Genomic DNA, 15,565 nt, shown 5'->3' on the forward strand with positions numbered 1-15,565 from the left:
TGTCCCGCATGACTACGTCGTGGATCGCCCGTCACTGGCGAGGCCCTCTCTCGATCGTGACGCTCTGGCTGGCCTTCGCCGGCGTGCACTACGTGCTGATCCTCGTGAACCTCTACTCGCTCTCGAACCCGATGGGCGACGTCTTCCAGGTGTACCGCGGGTGGGTGGATCAGGCGCAGCAGGGGCAGGTGCCCGGCATCGACGCGACGTTCGTGTATCCGCTGCCGTCGCTGCTCCCGATGCTGCTCGCCGACGTGGTGGGCGGGCAGGCGAACTACGGTCTCGGCTGGCTGCTCGTGGTCACGGCGGGCAATGCGGTGGCGTTCGCGGCCCTGACGCTCTGGCGGCCGTCGTCGCGCGACGCTCGCCTCCGGCAGGTGGCTGCCTGGTGGTGGCTCATCCTGATGGCGCTGCTCGGTCCCGTCGCCCTCGGGCGGATCGACGCAATCAGCGTCCCCATCGCGCTCCTCGCGCTCCTGTCGCTCCGACGAAGGCCGGAGATCGCGGGTGCGCTCCTCACCTTCGGGGCCTGGCTCAAGATCTGGCCGGCCGCCGTGTTCGCGGCCGCCTTCATCGTGCTGCGGTACCGCCTCTGGCTCGTGGCGGGCGCTCTCGTCGTCTGCGCCGCCGTGCTCATTCCGGCGTTCGCTCTCGGTGGGGGATCGAACGTGCTCTCCTTCGTGACCGAGCAGACCGGCCGTGGGCTCCAGGTCGAGGCGGTCGCGGCGACCGTGCCCATGTGGCTGGCCTCGATGCAGGTGCCCGGCTACAGCGCTTCCTACTCCATGGAGATCCTGACCTTCCAGGTCTACGGGCCCGGCACCGAGTTCGTCAGCGCACTGCTCACTCCGGTGCTGGCCGTGGCCGTGCTCGGCGTGGTCCTGCTCGCGCTCGTCTCCAAGCGCCGGGGGATGCCGTTCACCCGGTTGTTCCCGGCGCTCTCGCTCGCGCTTGTGCTCTCGTTCATCGTCTTCAACAAGGTCGGGTCACCGCAGTTCATCACCTGGCTGGCGCCGGTCATCGTGTTCGGCCTCATCGTGGATGTCAGGCGGTTCGCGCTGCCTGCGGGGATCGCGCTGTGCATCGCCTGGCTGACGCAGGTCATCTACCCCGGCAACTACAACTTCGTGACCGACGCCCACGCCGCGGGCGTGGCCCTCCTCGCCGGGCGAAACGGCCTCCTGGTGGTGCTGCTCGTCTGGGCGCTGTGGGCCATGTGGCCGCGCAGCAGGCGTGCCGCGCCCACGGCGGCGAGGTCAGCCGTTGGCGAGCATCGAGCGGATCGCGTCGCCGACGTGATGGATCTCCAGCAGGAACCCGTCGTGGCCGAAGTTCGATCGAATCGTGACGGCCCGGTCACCTGAGTAGCTGTTCGGCACGCCGGCCGCGATGCGGTGCTGCGTCTCCGGCGGGAACAGCACATCGGTGGAGATGCCGATGACCATGGTTGATGCCGTGACGCGCCCGAGGGCCGCATCCACCCCGCCACGGTCACGGCCGACGTTGTGCGAGCTCATCGCCGTGAGCAGCGTGATGTAGCTGTTGGCGTCGAATCGACGCGTGAACCGATTGCCGTGGAAGTCGAGGTAGGACTCGACGGCGTAGCGGCCCTCGTCCTGCTCAGGGCTGAGGTTCGACTGCCAGCTGCGGCCGAAACGGTCGTCGAGCTCAGTGCCCGAGCGGTAGTTGAGCATGGCGAGCCGCCGCGCCAGGGCGAGTCCCCGGTGCGGCCCGAAGCCGGCGGGCTCGTCCGCGTAGTCGCCGTCGTTGAAGTTCGGGTCGAGCCTGATGGCATCGATCTGCAGCGTGTTCTGCGCGATGGTCTGCGCGTCCGACGCGGCTGGCGCGCTCATCACGATGAGCCGCTGCGTGCGGTCGGGGTGCATGATGCCCCATTCGAGCGCGTGCATGCCGCCCATGGAGCCGCCGATGACGGCCGCGAACGTCGAGATGCCGAGCTGGTCGGCGAGCAGGGCCTGAGCGCGCACCTGGTCGCGGATTGTCAGGACGGGGAACGAAGCACCGTACGCATTGCCGCGTGCGTCGAGGCTGGCTGGACCCGTCGAGCCCTGGCAGCCCCCGAGCATGTTGGGAGCGATGACGAAGTAGCGGTCCGTGTCGAGGGGCGCCCCCGGGCCGATGATGCCGGGCCACCAGCCGGCGGTGGGGTGCCCTGGGCCGAGCTGCCCTTCGACGTGGGAGTCGCCGGTGAGCGCGTGGAGGACGAGGATCGCGTTCGACCTGTCGGCGTTCAGCGTGCCCCAGGTCTCGTAGGCGAGTCTGATGAGCGGCAGCTCGCCTCCGTGCTCTGGGCTGAAGGCCCCGAGCCACGCGAATTGGCGGTCGCCGACATCGTCGCCGTCGCGCCACGCGCCGGAGGCGGGCGGCCTCAACGAGGCCGCCCGCAGTTCGTCGTTCGGGATTCTGCCGCTCGGCGGCGAGATTCCGTGATCTGTCCAGTCCATCAGCGCCAGGCTACGGGCAATTCCGCGCCTACGCGCGGAGGGAGTCGAGTGCCTGCGCGAGGTCCGCGATGAGGTCGTCGACGTTCTCGAGACCGACCGACAGGCGCACGAGTCCAGGGTTGATGCCCGAGGCGAGCAGCTGCTCTGGCGTCAGCTGCGAGTGCGTCGTCGACGGCGGGTGCACGATGAGGCTGCGCACGTCGCCGATGTTCGCCAGGTGGCTGAAGAGCTGGACGCGCTCGACGAGCTTGCGGCCGGCTTCGACGCCTCCGCGGAGCTCGAACGAGAGGATCGCGCCTGCGCCGTTGGGGGCGTAGCGCTTCGCGAACGCGTTCCACGGGCTGGACTCGAGTCCCGCGTAGTTCACGTTCTGCACTTCCGCGTTGCCCTGCAGCCAGCTCGCGATGGCGGTCGCGTTGGACACGTGGCGTTCCATGCGGAGGCTGAGCGTCTCCACGCCCTGGAGGATCTGCCAGGAGGACGCGGGGGCGATGGATGCGCCGATGTCGCGCAGGAGCTGCACGCGGGCCTTCGTGTGGAAGGCGTTCGCGTTGCCCAGGGCGCCCGTGTAGCTCAGTCCGTCGTAGCTCGGGTCTGGCTCGGAGAGGCCGGGGAAGCGGGCCTTGTGCTCATCCCACGGGAAGCTGCCACCGTCGACGATGATGCCGCCGATGACGGCGCCGTGGCCGCCGAGGAACTTCGTGGCGGAGTGGACGACGATGTCGGCCCCGTGCTCGAAGGGGCGGATGAGGTAGGGCGTCGCGATGGTGTTGTCGACGATGAGGGGCACGCCGACCTCGTGTGCGACGTTCGCGACGGTCTCGATGTCGAGGATGTTCACGGCGGGGTTGCCGATCGTCTCGCCGAAGAAGAGCTTCGTGTTCTCCTTGGCGGCGGCCCGCCAGGCGTCCGGGTTGTTCTGGTCCTCGACGAACGTGACGTCGATGCCGAGCTTGGCGAACGTGTACTTGAAGAGGTTGAACGTGCCCCCGTAGATGGAGGTGGAGGACACGATGTGGTCGCCGGCTCCGGCGATGTTCAGGATCGCGAAGGTCTCAGCGGCCTGGCCAGAGGCGAGGGCGAGGGCGCCGCTGCCGCCCTCGAGGTCGGCGATCCGGGCCTCGAGCACGGCCGTTGTCGGGTTGGTGATGCGCGTGTAGATGTTGCCCGCGCGGGAGAGGGAGAACAGGTCGGCCGCGTGCTGTGCGTCGTCGAACACGTACGAGGTCGTCTGATAGATGGGGGTGACCACCGCGTTGGTCGTCGGGTCTGGGGCGGAACCGGCATGGATCTGCCTGGTCTCGAAGCTCTGGGTCATAGGTAGCCTCCGGGTCGGCTGCGACCCGACTGGACTGTCGGGTGGCACCGAGTGTGGCAGTGGGAGCACTGGGGGGCAACGGAACGGGACACAAATCGTCACGCGTTGAGCGTTCGCGACATGCGCGCATGCCACGATGGAGGCATGCCTGAACAACAGAGAACGCGTGTGGTCGTGGTCACGGGAGCGAGCAGCGGGATCGGCCGTTCGACGGTCAGATCCCTGCGCGCCGCAGGGCGGACGGTGCTCGCGACGGCTCGTCGTGCGGATCGGCTCGACGAGCTCGCCGCCGAGACCGGGGCAGAGGTGCTCGCTGGCGACATCACGAGCGATGCGTTCGTCGCCGAGCTGCGGGATCGCGCGGCCCAGCTCGGCGTGGTCGAGGCGCTGGTGAACGTCGCGGGCGGGGCGTTCGGCACCGAGAGCGTCGAGGAGAGCCGCATCGATGACTGGCAGCGGATGTTCGACCTGAACGTTCTCGGCACCAAGCGCGTCATCACGGCGTTGCTGCCGCTCCTGCGCGCCTCCGCCGCGAGCAGCCAGGACGAGTTCCCGCACGCCGACATCGTCACCGTCACGTCGACGGCAGGGCGAGTCATCTACCAGGGTGGCGGAGGGTACGTCGCGGTCAAGGCGGCGGAGGCGGCGATGATCGGCGTGCTCCGACTCGAGCTCGGCGGCGAGCCCATCCGCGTCATCGACATCGCGCCCGGCATGGTGCACACCGATGAGTTCACGCTCAAGCGGATGCGCGGTGACGAGGAGTCGGCCGCGAAGCTCTACGAGGGTGTCGACCATCCGCTCACAGCCGACGACATCGCTGCGACCATCCAGCTTGCACTGCAGCTGCCCGGGCACGTCAACGTCGACGAGCTCATCGTGCGGCCGGTGGCCCAGCGAGAGCAGTTCCAGTTGCATCGTGGGCGTCTCGAGATGAAGGACACGGCGAAGGAGTCGAGCGAATGAGCATCTTCCTGGTTGGCGGCGGCGACGGACCGGGGGTGGAGCTCGCGCTCTCCCAGCTCGCAAGCGACGCACGGCTGCGGGCTGGCGGCGAGACTCCCGTCATCGCGATCATCGCGGTCGGGGAGGCACCCCGACCCATCGCGGACTGGTTCGCCGATCGTCTGCGCTCGCTCGACCCCGGCGTCCTCGCCACGCCGGTGCTCGCGCGCAGCACCGAGGCCGGCGAACCGCTCGACGAGATCGACCTCGCGAGCTTCTCGACGGCGCACGCCATCCTCGTCGCCGGTGGGCACACGCCCGCCTATCTGGCCGCGTTGGCCCCGCTCGCGACGGACGTGCGTCGCCTCGTCAGCGAGGGCGTGTCGTACCTCGGCTACTCCGCCGGGGCGGCGATCGCGGCCGATGAGGCCATCATCGGGGGTTGGCGCATCGGTGGCGTGCCCGTGGCTCCCGAGGAGTCCGGTGAGCGGCTCGACGAGGTGACGCTCGAGGCGGGACTCGGGTTGGTCGACCTGACCATCGAGGCGCACGCAGCGCAGTGGGGTCTCGTCGCGCTATGCGCAGCGAGCATCGAGGCGGGGCTGGCTGAGCGCATCCTCGCCATCGACGAGGACACGGTTCTAAAGGTGGGGGAGGGCGCACTCGAGATCCTCGGCTCGGGCAGCGTCTGGCAGCTCACTGCGGCAGAGGGCGGCGTCACGGTCTCGTCCAGTCGCGCTTCCGGATGACCGTGCCAGCGGGCCTCGCTGACCTGGGGCGACTCGAGCAGGGCTGGGCCAGGGCGCTCGAACCGGAGGCGGGCGCACTTGCCCGGATCGAGCGATGCCTCGAGGCGGAGGTCGAGGCCGGCCGCGGATTCCTTCCCGCCGCAGAGCACGTCTTACGAGCCTTTACCCAGCCCTTGGATCAGGTGCGAGTGCTGATCGTCGGTCAGGATCCGTACCCGACGCCCGGACACCCCATCGGCCTCTCGTTCGCCACCGACTCGCACGTGCGGCCGCTCCCGCGCAGCCTCGCCAACATCTACCGGGAGCTGCACGACGACCTCGGCATCGAGCCGGCCGCGAGCGGCGACCTCTCCCGCTGGAGCGAGCAGGGTGTCCTCCTGCTGAACCGGGTGCTCACGGTCTCCCCAGGGGCAGCGGGGTCGCATCGCAGCCTCGGCTGGCAGGCGGTCACCGACGCCGCGATCACGGCGCTCGTCGCCAGGCAGTCGCCGCTCGTCGCGATCCTGTGGGGCAAGGACGCACAGGCCCTCGGCCCGATGCTGGGCGATACTCCACGCATCGAGAGCCCGCACCCTAGCCCGCTGTCCGCATCCAGGGGGTTCTTCGGCTCGCGGCCATTCTCCAGGGCCAACGAGCTCCTCCGTGACCAGGGAGCGGCTCCCGTCGACTGGCGTGTCGAGACGACGGACAGCGTCGTCTCGCAGCCCTCTCTCTTCTGACTCGTCCCGCCAGGGCGCGACGTGCCCGTTCCTCGAAAGGCGCACCATGAGCGAACCGCTGCACGAACTCGGTGCCATGCGGCAACGCGAGCTGATCGCCGCTGGCGACCTCTCGCCCGTCGACCTCGTGAGCGCCTACCTCGCGAGGATCGACGCCGATGCTGGCAGGTCGGGCGCGTTCATCACCGTGACGCGCGAACGCGCACTCGAACGGGCGCGTCAGCTCGAGCAGGATCCCGAGGCTCGCTCGCAGCGCGCCGACAGGCGCTCAGCCCCGCTCTGGGGCATGCCGTTCGCGGACAAGGACCTCGAGGCACGTGCTGGCGTGCCGACGACGTTCGGCTCTCGAGCCTTCGCGGGCCACGTGCCTGAGGCGAGCTCGGCACTGGTCGAGACGATGGATGCGGGGGGCGGCATCAGTCTGGGCAAGACGAACACTCCAGAGTTCGGGCTTCCCGCGTACACCGAGAATGCGGTCGCCGCCCCGGCCGTCACCCCATGGGGGTCCGGGCTCGGTGCCGGCGGCTCCTCGGGTGGAGCCGCCGCGGCGGTCGCGGCGGGGCTGCTGCCCTTCGCGCCGGGCTCCGACGGTGGCGGCTCCATCCGCATCCCCGCCGCGGCCTGCGGTCTCGTCGGCCTCAAGCCGAGTCGGGGTCGTGTGCCAGACGGGTCCGGCGTCGGATCGCTGGCCGGACTGCCCGTCGCCGGGCCGCTCGCGAGGACAACAGCGGATGCAGCGCTGCTGCTCGACGGCATGATCGCCCGCCGCGCCGACGGGGGCCAGGCTGACCGGAGCGCGCTGACGGCCCCGGCGGGAGAGCGGTCCTACGTCGACGCGCTGGAGGCGCCCGTCCGGAGACTCCGCATCGGCTTCACCACGTGGTCGCCGTGGTCGACCACCTACGCCATCGACCTCGACGATGGCGTCGCCGAGGTCTTCGAGGCGACCAAGGAGCACCTCGTCCGGCTCGGGCACCAGCTCGTGCCGGCGACCCCGGTGGATGCGCCCGAGTACTTCGAGGCGTTCCGCACGGTCTGGCAAGCGGGAGCATCCACCATCCCGCTCGAGGGGGAAGCGCTTGCTGCGCTTGAGCCGTTGACACGCTGGCTGGTCGGCGTCGGGAGGACGAAGTCGGCGGCGGACCTGGCCGCCTCGCTCGCGTCCCTCGGTGCGTTCGAGCGCAGCATGATCGCCCAGTACTCGGAGTTCGACGTCGTGCTGACCCCGACCCTGGCGATGACCCCGAGGCCGCTGGGATGGTTCGATGCGGAGGACGGCGAGCGGAACTTCGAGCAGCAGTGCCAGTTCACCCCGTACACCTCGTACGTGAACGTGACCGGGCTGCCGGCGATCACGATGCCGACGGGGTCAGCGCGCGGTCTACCGGTCGGCGTGCAGGCCATCGGGCGCCCCGGGGACGACGTGACGCTGCTTCGACTCTCGACCGAGCTCGAGCGGGAGCTGGACTGGCCGAGGCGGCACCCGCCTACGTGGTGAGCGGCGACGTGCTCGCGTCCGGTCAGCCGCGCGGGGCTGGACGCCGGCGTGGCGGCAGGTAGTTGCCGTCTTCCAGGCCGGCTTCGATCTCGAAGCGGTTCTTGAGCGGGTCGAAACCCGCTAGCCAGTAGAGGGGCGGGAACAGGAAGCCGTAGCGCTTCCACTGCTCGACGTGCACGCGTTCGTGACGGAACACCCGCTCGCCGACGACGTCGCGCGTCAGATAGACACGGCCGACACAGGTCCCTCCTCGGCGGAAGGCCCACTTCGGGAGGCCGCGACAGACGATGAGCCCGTCGTGCACTTCCACGCGGCCCGTCGAGAGCGGGACTCCGACGACGAGACCGACGGCGGTCGCTGCGTGGTAGCCGAGTCGCGAGATCGGCGAGTCGAGGAACAGGCTCTTGAGGGGGTTCATGGTGACGACCTTCGTACGCTGATTGTGGTGCCGCGGAAAGGCTGGGGGAGAAGGACGCCGCTGAGACCCGACCGTGTGCGACGGGTCTCAGCGGCGAACACTGCCGGTTTCGAGGTCTAGAAGCTCTGCTCCGGGGCGTCGATGGCGGCGGGGGAGCGCTGCCCCTGCTTGAGCGCGGCGAGGCGAGCCTCGACCTCGGTCAGCTTGCCGAGGTCCTCGAGCTGGTTGAACTGCGAGTCGAGGCTGGAGGTCTGCAGCTCCTGCTGGCCGCGGACGAGCGCCTCCTGGCGGCGCACCTTCTCCTCGAAGCGGCCGAGGTCGCTGGTCGGGTCCATGACGTTGATGCTGCCGAGGGCTTCGTTGACCTTCTGCTGCGCCTCGGCCGTCTTGGCGCGAGCGGCGAGCTGATCGCGCTTGGCGCCGAGCTGACGCAGCTTCTCGCGCATCCCCTCGAGGCCGCCCTTCAGCTGGTCGACGACCTGCGTCTGGGCGCGGATCTGCGGTTCGGCAGTGCGCGCCTCGGTCTCGGACTCGATCTGGCGCGAGAGCGCGACCTTGGCGAGGTTGTCGAACTTCTGCGCGTCGACCTCATCGTTCGCGGCTCGGAGCTCGTCGGCCTTTCGGCTCGCGGCGAGCGCCTTGTTGCCCCACTCCGACGCAGCCTGCACGTCCTCGCGGTAGTCATCCTCCAGCATGCGCAGCTGGCCGATGGTCTGCGCGATGGCCGACTCGGCTTCCTTGATGTTCGCGGTGAAGTCGCGGATGAGCTGGTCGATCATGAGCTGCGGGTCTTCCGCGTTGTCGATGAGCGAGTTGATGTTCGCGCGGACGAGCTGGCTGATTCGTCCGAAGATGGACTGCTTGTTGGACATCGAGTGCTTCCTTCTTGCTGGTCGGTTCCTGGTGGATGGCAGTGCTGTGAAGTGGTGTGTTGCAGGCTGTGTGCTCCCGGGAGCGGCGTCAGCGCCGTCGGCCGCCGCCCGAGGAGCGGAAGCCGCCGCCTGAGGAGCGGAAGCCCCCGGACGACCTGAACCCGGAGGAGCCGCCTGAGCGGCGGCTCGAGCCGCCTCCCCAGGAGCTTCCGCCTCCCCAGGAGCTGCGACTCGAGGAGCCGCTGTTGCTGATGAGGCCGCCGAGGATTCCGCCCAGGAGCCCCGAGTTGAAGTTGCTGTTCGAGTTGACGCCAGACGACATGCCCCAGCTCTGCTCGTAGCCGCTGCGCTGCATCTGCACCTGGCTCCTGGCCTGCTCGGTCGCCCGTTCTGCGAGGCTGATCGCGCTCTTAGCCCGCTGCATCGCCTCTTCGGGCTGCGTCGCGGCGAGCTGCTCCGCCGTTCGGAGCTCGGTCTCGGCCTGCTGGATGCGCGCGCGGGGTTCGCTCTCGACGGCCCCTCGTCGTCCGTCGATGAACTGGAGCCCGCCCGTGACCGCGGAGCGGGCTTGTGCCAGCGCGACGTCGAGCTGGCGACGCAGACCGGCGAGGCGCTCATGCTCCTGCAGCAGCGATGCGATGGCGGTGTCGAGCGCCTCGTCGGCCTCGCGGAGAGCGCCGAGGGTCCGGAGGGGATCGGCCGCTGCCGTCCCGCCGGAGCGGGCCCGGCCGATGGCCTCGTGGGCCGCAGTCTGAGCTGCCGCCGCCGCAGCGGCGACGTCGGGCTGCAGCGACGCCTGCTGGACGAGCTGGGAGCTGCGCGCGAGCCCGGACTCCAGCTCCCCGATCTCCTGGCGGATGAGCTGCTCCGCGTTCTCCAGGTCGCTCGCTGCGGCGCCGATCGAGCCGAGCACCGAGCTCACCCGTGCGAGCGCGAGCTGCGCGTCACTGATGTCGACGGCCGCGGGCCCGGTCCGGCCCTCACGAAGACCGCCGTCCGCGTTCTCCGTCTCCGTGCGCGCCAGCGCGAGCAGCTCCCTCGCGTGCTGCGTGGAATCGTCGACGGTCGAGAGCGCCTGTGCGCTATACCGGGCACGCAAGGCTGTCAGCTGCGACTCGGCACCCTGCATCTGGCCTTCCAGCCGGTCGAGCTCGCCGCGCACCTGCCTGAGCAGTTCCGGCGCGTTGCGTTCCATGTCCCGCAGCTTCTCGAAGCGCGCGGCCTGCTCGGCGACGCGCTGCTCGGCCTGGTTCGCGAAACCCAAGATGGCCTCGTTCATCTGGATCTTGGCGGGCTCCGGCTCCGGGGTCGCGTCGAGGTACTGCCCCTGAACGTCGAACGCTCGTCGCAGCTGCTCGCGCGCATCCGCCACGGCCGCCCGGTACTCGGCGACCGGCTCCTGACCGAACTGCGCCTCGGCGAAGCTCACTTCCTGGTCGGCGGCGGTCACGAGGTTGTCGACCCTGACGAGCTCGCCTGCTGCGCGCTGCGCCAGCTGCTCGAGCTGCGCCGTGCGCTGAGCCTGGGTTGCCCGCTGTCCCTGCTTCTTCTTGCGCCGGGCCATCAGGACGACGACCAGGATGATGAGGGCCACGACGACGATGAATCCGCCCACGAAGAGGAAGATCGGCCCCGCATCGATGCTCGGGGCGGTTCCGGCCGACCCGCCTCCTGCCCCTGTCAGCTCCTGGCGGAGGGAGTCGGCGGCAGAGACGGCGGCTTGGCCGTAGTCGCCAGCATCGAGGTTGGGTGCGATGGACTGCGTCTCGATGTCGCGGAGCGCCCCGTCTCCGAGAGGGAAGGTGCTGTCGGTGTTGAGCCCGAAGTCGAGCTGATCGACGCCGACATAGAGGATGACCGCCTCAGAGCCGAGGTCGTTGACGGACGCGAACTCGCTCGCCCAGTCGAACCCCTCACTCGGGTTCGAGAATCGATCGACGATCGCGAAGTACATGGTGAAGTCGGAGTCCGCCTCGAGCGCCGAGATCGCCTGCTCGATGTCGGCGGTCTCACCCGTGACGAGCCCGTCGGGGTCGAAGATGTGCCCGTCGGGGGCCCCTGGGCTCGTCGCTGGCGCGATGGCAGCGGAAGTGATCGGAGAGACCTCGGCGGATGCTGGTGCACTCGTCCCGAGGAGTGCAACGGCAGCGATGCCGAGCAGAGAGAGCGCACGACGCACGGAGACCCCTTTCTGGCCGGTCAGCGGCCTCGCTCGTAACGCTAGCGGGACCAAGCCGTGAAGAACGTGATTGTTGTGCGCGTCGTCGCCGTGCCGGTGAACACGTGGGGAACGTCTGGCATCGTGGTGGTGGCCAACGTGAGCACTTGGTGACGATCGGGCGTCGATGTGTGATTCCGCATGGAGTTCCGTAGAATTGTCGTGCACCGGACAAGCGCACCTTGTCCGGTTTTCACATAAGACACAGGAGGTCCAACGTGCGAAGTGAAGACGTACGCACCAAGCGGTTCAACGCGCTGAAGTTCGACGGCTGCTACGACGTGCAGGAGGTCGACCAGTTTCTCGACCAGGCAGCGGCGACGTTGGAGGCGTTCGAGAGCGGCCACCCGGAGGAAGCCCAGATCGCGGGAGCCCATGAAGTCGAGGCGGTGAAGTTCACCTCGCGCGTCTATGAGCGCGGATACTCGGCGCAAGAGGTCGACGTGTTCCTGGAGGAGCTCGCCGATGCGATCGCGCGCTACAAGCGCTCGGAGGACGCCACCGACGCCAAGGGGTCGTGAACCCGGTTCCATCACCCGTTCCCGGCGAGGGTTGTTAGGCTGTCCTAACTCATACCCCCATCGTCAGGAGCCCCCACGTGACCGAAGCCGTCGTCCAGAAGCCACGCAAGCGCGGACCCACCGTCCGTCTGACGGTGGTGCGGACCGAGCGCCTCAGCCGTTCGCTCGTCCGCGTCCATTTCTCCGGCGCGGACCTCGACGACTTCGATCTCGAGCACGCCGACACCTACCTGAAGCTGCACTTCGGGGCAGGCATCGGCGAGCTCGAGCTCCCCTTCGACCTGCAGGAGCTCCGGGCCACGCTCCCGATCGACCAGGTGCCGGTCCGTCGCACCTACACGGTCCGCGGCATCGACCGTGCGAGCGGAACCGTCTCGGTCGACTTCGTTGTGCACGGCGACGCTGGGGTGGCCGGACCCTGGGCCCGAGACGCCAATCCGGGCGACGTCATCGTCGCAAGTACCCCGCACGGGGCCTACTCCCCGCTGCCCGAGAGCGACTGGCACCTCATCTGCGGTGACGAATCCGCCCTCCCGGCCATCGCCCGCACGCTCGAGGCGATGCCGGACGACGCCAAGGGCGCAGTGCTCGTCGAGGTTGGCGGGGACGAGGACCACATCCAGCTCGAAGCGCCGACGGGAGTCACCGTCACCTGGATCCACCGGGGCGAGCACGGCGGTTTCGACCGTCAACTGCTCGCAGCCGCGGTCGAAGAACTCGAACTCCCGGACGGAAGAGTTCAGGTGTTCGCACACGGCGAGCGCGAGCAGATGAAGCGGCTGCGGAAGAACTTCTCCGCGCGCGGCATCGACCTATCGCAGCTCTCCCTGTCCGGCTACTGGGCGGCGGGCCGGACCGAGGACGCCTTCCAGAGCGAGAAGCGCGAGCCGGTTGGCCAGATCTTCTAGTCCAGACACCGTCCGTCTGGCTCGGCGGGCAGTTCCGGTGGTCGGCCGTGCTGGCGGGGTGGACGCCAGCCCCGCCTGCTACCAGGAGCCCGGCTTGTAGTCCTTCAGGAAGACGCCGAAGAGGTCCTCGCCGGTCTCGCCTCGAACGATCGGGTCGTAGACGCGTGCGGCTCCGTCGACGAGATCGAGCGGAGCGTGGAAGCCCTCCTCGGCGAGCCGGATCTTGGTGAAGTGCGGCCGCTCGTCGGTGATCCAGCCGGTGTCGACGGCGGTCATGAGGATGCGATCGCTCTCGAACATCTCCCTCGCGCTTGTGCGCGTGAGCATGTTCAGTGCGGCTTTCGCCATGTTCGTGTGGGGGTGACCTGGGCCCTTGTAGCCACGACCGAACACGCCCTCCATCGCGGAGACGTTGACGATGTAGGTGCGTCGAGCCGACGATGCCTTGAGCGCGCCACGCAGCTTGCTGACCAGCAGGAACGGGGCGGTCATGTTGGCGAGCTGCACTTCGAGCATCTCGATGGGCTCGACCTGGTCGACGTGCTGGGTCCAGGAGTTGATGTGCAGCTCGTCCGGCACGAGTCCGCCGGCGTCGATCGCGGTGCCGGCGGCGAGGCGTTCGAGCGACGAAGAGCCCGCGGCCATCGCGTCGGCGCTGAGCTCCTCCGCGGTTCGACCGGCAGCAGACGAGAGAATCGGGTGCGCCGCAACCGACTCCGCGAGGGCGAGCGGATGCGCGTCGTTGGTGTGCCCGAACGTCACGAGCTCCGGGAGCGGGCCGTCCGGCAGCGGCGCCAGCTCAGCCTCCACGAGCGGCGCGTAGGCACCGGGGGAGCGACGCACGGTCTGCGCCGCGTTGTTGATGAGGATGTCGAGCGGCCCGGCAGCGGTGACCGAATCTGCGAGGCCCATGACCTGAGCCGGGTCGCGGAGATCGATGCCGACGATCTTCAGCCGGTCGATCCATTCGGCGGAGTCCGGCAGCGCCGAGAAGCGGCGCACGGCGTCGCGCGGGAAGCGCGTCGTGATCGTCGTGTGGGCACCATCGCGCAGGAGACGCAGCGCGATGTACATGCCGATCTTCGCGCGACCGCCCGTGAGCAGCGCGCGCTTCCCCGTGAGGTCGGCTCGTGCATCCCGCTTCGAGTGGCTGAACGCCGCGCAGTCGGGGCAGAGCTGGTGGTAGAACGCATCGACGACCGTGTAGGGCTGCTTGCAGATGTAGCAGGCGCGTGGCTTGAGGAGCTCGCCCGCGCTCGGGGTCGTCGTGGAGGTGGAGATCGGGATGCCGCGGGTCTCGTCGTCGATGCGATCGGGCGCGCCGGTCGCGGTCGCCGCGACGACCGCCTTGTCGGCGTCCGCGATGCGCTGCCGCTTCGCGGCGCGTCCCACCCGCTTCACGTCCTTGAAGAACTGGGCCGTCGCGCGTCGCACGGCGATGAAGTCCGGGTCCTCGCGGTCGTACGCGGACAGCTGCTCGAGCACCCGCAGGGTCGTCGCGAGGTCGGCTTCGCCGATGCGCTCCGGAGCGCTGCTCGCGATGGTCGCATCGTCGGGCGCCGCCGTGGGCGTCTCGTCTGGGGTCTCTGAAGGCACACGAGATTGTAGAGGCCAGCGGGCAGGCGCGCCACATGCGCCCACCCGCGGCCCCAGATGAGGGCGGGTCCTCTCAGGAGGCGACGGCCCTCGGCGCCCCCATGCCCGGGTCGATCTGATGCGGCCCGCGTGCGGAGGGCCGAACGTCGAAGTCGAAGATCGCCGTCGGCAGGTACACCGTGGAACAGGAGTTGGGGATGTCCACGACGCCAGACAGACGGCCCTCGATCGGCGCCGATCCGAGCAGCAGGTAGGCCTGCTCGGGGGCGTAGCCGAACTTCGTGAGGTAGTCGATGGCGTGCAGGCATGCTCGCTGGTAGGAGAGGTGGGAGTCGAGGTAGCGCTGCTCCCCGTCGAGCGTCACGGAGGTGCCGCTGAACGCGATCCACTCGCTGTAGTTCGGCTCCACGTTCCCTGGCATGAAGATCGCGTTCTCCGAGACCCCGTACGTGTCCATGCCGCCCTTGATGACGTCGACCCGCACATCCATGAACCCGCCCATCTCGATGGCGCCGCAGAAGGTGATCTCGCCGTCGCCCTGGGAGAAGTGCAGGTCGCCCATCGAGAGGTTCGCTCCGTCCACGAAGACGGGGTAGAAGATGCGGGTGCCCTTCGAGAGGTTCTTGATGTCCTGGTTGCCGCCGTTCTCCCGCGGGGGCGCGGTCCTGGCGGCCTCACCCGCGACGCGGTCGAACTCCGAGTCGGGGAGCGAGCCGAGCACCGCGAACTGCGGCTCGGGAGGCAGTGCGAGCGGCGGCACACGGTTCGGGTCGGTCGCGATGAGCTTCCCTTCCCGGGCGTTCCAGGTCGCGAGCAGCTCCGCCGACGGAGCCGTGCCCATCAGCCCTGGGTGGATGAGCCCGGTGAAGGACACCCCAGGCACGTGGCGAGAAGTTGCGGTCTGTCCGCTGAAATCCCAGATCGCCTTGTACGCGTCCGGGAACTGATCGGTGAGGAAGCCGCCGCCGTTCTGCTTCGCGAAGATCCCGGTGTACCCCCAGCCCTGGCCCGCGAGTGGGCCCTTCTCCTGCGGGATAGGACCGACGTCGAGGATGTCGACGATGAGCAGGTCGCCGGGCTTCGCCCCCTCGATGCGGAACGGGCCGCTGAGCTTGTGCACCGTGAGCAGCGGTGCGTTGAGGATGTCTTCGGCCGAGTCGTCGTTGACGATCGCGCCGTCGAACCACTCGCGGCAGTCGACTCGGAACTCGTCGCCTGGTTTCACGGTGGCCACCGGTGGGATCTCCGGGTGCCACCGGTTGTGGCCGATCTTCTCCTGGTCCTCGAACTTCTTCGAGGAATCGAGGGGAAACAGCACGTCTGGCATGGGGCGGTCCT

At 69.0% G+C, this 15,565-nt stretch carries 14 protein-coding genes; 7 read left to right on the plus strand and 7 right to left on the minus strand.

Annotation, left to right across the window (positions count from 1 at the left end):
* The first annotated feature begins 8 nt into the window (after positions 1–8).
* A complete protein-coding gene (locus tag HDC34_RS08300) occupies positions 9–1,364 on the plus strand; it encodes a glycosyltransferase 87 family protein (protein WP_179556522.1) in 1,356 nt (451 codons plus the stop codon).
* On the opposite strand, the gene HDC34_RS08305 is transcribed toward HDC34_RS08300, so the two are convergent.
* The gene (locus HDC34_RS08305) at positions 1,257–2,465 is read right to left on the minus strand and encodes a homoserine O-acetyltransferase (protein ID WP_179556523.1); all 1,209 of its coding nucleotides are present in this window, start codon (positions 2,463–2,465) and stop codon (positions 1,257–1,259) included. The genes HDC34_RS08300 and HDC34_RS08305 overlap by 108 nt on opposite strands.
* Before the next feature lie 28 nt (positions 2,466–2,493).
* Positions 2,494–3,783, minus strand: coding sequence for a bifunctional o-acetylhomoserine/o-acetylserine sulfhydrylase (locus HDC34_RS08310; RefSeq protein WP_179556524.1), 1,290 nt, complete (start codon positions 3,781–3,783; stop codon positions 2,494–2,496).
* 144 nt (positions 3,784–3,927) lie between these two features.
* On the opposite strand from HDC34_RS08310, the gene HDC34_RS08315 reads away from it, so the two are divergent.
* The 4 genes from HDC34_RS08315 to HDC34_RS08330 are packed head-to-tail and all read left to right on the plus strand — an operon-like array spanning position 3,928 to position 7,694.
* On the plus strand, positions 3,928–4,749 hold the full coding sequence (locus HDC34_RS08315) for an SDR family oxidoreductase (protein WP_179556525.1): 822 nt from the start codon (positions 3,928–3,930) through the stop codon (positions 4,747–4,749).
* The gene (locus HDC34_RS08320) at positions 4,746–5,477 is read left to right on the plus strand and encodes a Type 1 glutamine amidotransferase-like domain-containing protein (RefSeq protein ID WP_179556526.1); all 732 of its coding nucleotides are present in this window, start codon (positions 4,746–4,748) and stop codon (positions 5,475–5,477) included. The genes HDC34_RS08315 and HDC34_RS08320 overlap by 4 nt, the downstream gene beginning before the upstream one ends.
* Positions 5,474–6,196, plus strand: a complete 723-nt coding sequence (locus HDC34_RS08325) for a uracil-DNA glycosylase (RefSeq protein WP_179556527.1) — start codon at positions 5,474–5,476, stop codon at positions 6,194–6,196. Before HDC34_RS08320 ends, HDC34_RS08325 begins: the two co-directional genes overlap by 4 nt.
* 46 nt (positions 6,197–6,242) lie before the next feature.
* Positions 6,243–7,694 (plus strand): amidase, encoded by a 1,452-nt coding sequence (locus HDC34_RS08330; RefSeq protein ID WP_179556528.1) that lies wholly within the window; start codon positions 6,243–6,245, stop codon positions 7,692–7,694.
* A 22-nt stretch (positions 7,695–7,716) separates the two neighbouring features.
* Here the strand turns inward: HDC34_RS08330 and HDC34_RS08335 are convergent, their stop codons facing one another.
* From HDC34_RS08335 to HDC34_RS08345, 3 genes are all read right to left on the minus strand, one after another.
* Complete coding sequence (locus tag HDC34_RS08335; protein WP_104312166.1) at positions 7,717–8,112, minus strand: Fe-S oxidoreductase; 396 nt, start codon at positions 8,110–8,112, stop codon at positions 7,717–7,719.
* A gap of 116 nt (positions 8,113–8,228) precedes the next feature.
* The gene (locus tag HDC34_RS08340; protein WP_104312165.1) at positions 8,229–8,984 is read right to left on the minus strand and encodes a PspA/IM30 family protein; all 756 of its coding nucleotides are present in this window, start codon (positions 8,982–8,984) and stop codon (positions 8,229–8,231) included.
* Positions 8,985–9,072: 88 nt separating this feature from the next.
* On the minus strand, positions 9,073–11,163 hold the full coding sequence (locus tag HDC34_RS08345) for a TPM domain-containing protein (RefSeq protein WP_179556529.1): 2,091 nt from the start codon (positions 11,161–11,163) through the stop codon (positions 9,073–9,075).
* 257 nt (positions 11,164–11,420) lie between these two features.
* Between HDC34_RS08345 and HDC34_RS08350 the strand changes: the two genes are divergently transcribed.
* Positions 11,421–11,723 (plus strand): DivIVA domain-containing protein, encoded by a 303-nt coding sequence (locus tag HDC34_RS08350; RefSeq protein ID WP_179556530.1) that lies wholly within the window; start codon positions 11,421–11,423, stop codon positions 11,721–11,723.
* A gap of 77 nt (positions 11,724–11,800) precedes the next feature.
* Positions 11,801–12,631, plus strand: coding sequence for a siderophore-interacting protein (locus HDC34_RS08355; protein ID WP_179556531.1), 831 nt, complete (start codon positions 11,801–11,803; stop codon positions 12,629–12,631).
* Positions 12,632–12,709: 78 nt separating this feature from the next.
* Here HDC34_RS08355 and HDC34_RS08360 read toward each other — a convergent pair whose 3' ends face one another.
* Together HDC34_RS08360 and fmdA are read right to left on the minus strand one after the other, a co-directional pair.
* Positions 12,710–14,227 (minus strand): SDR family NAD(P)-dependent oxidoreductase, encoded by a 1,518-nt coding sequence (locus tag HDC34_RS08360; protein ID WP_374757227.1) that lies wholly within the window; start codon positions 14,225–14,227, stop codon positions 12,710–12,712.
* A 73-nt stretch (positions 14,228–14,300) separates the two neighbouring features.
* Positions 14,301–15,554 (minus strand): formamidase, encoded by a 1,254-nt coding sequence (gene fmdA / locus HDC34_RS08365; RefSeq protein ID WP_179556532.1) that lies wholly within the window; start codon positions 15,552–15,554, stop codon positions 14,301–14,303.
* Positions 15,555–15,565: the final 11 nt, after the last annotated feature.

The sequence above is a fragment of the Pseudoclavibacter sp. JAI123 genome, assembly GCF_013409665.1.
Taxonomy (GTDB): domain Bacteria; phylum Actinomycetota; class Actinomycetes; order Actinomycetales; family Microbacteriaceae; genus Pseudoclavibacter.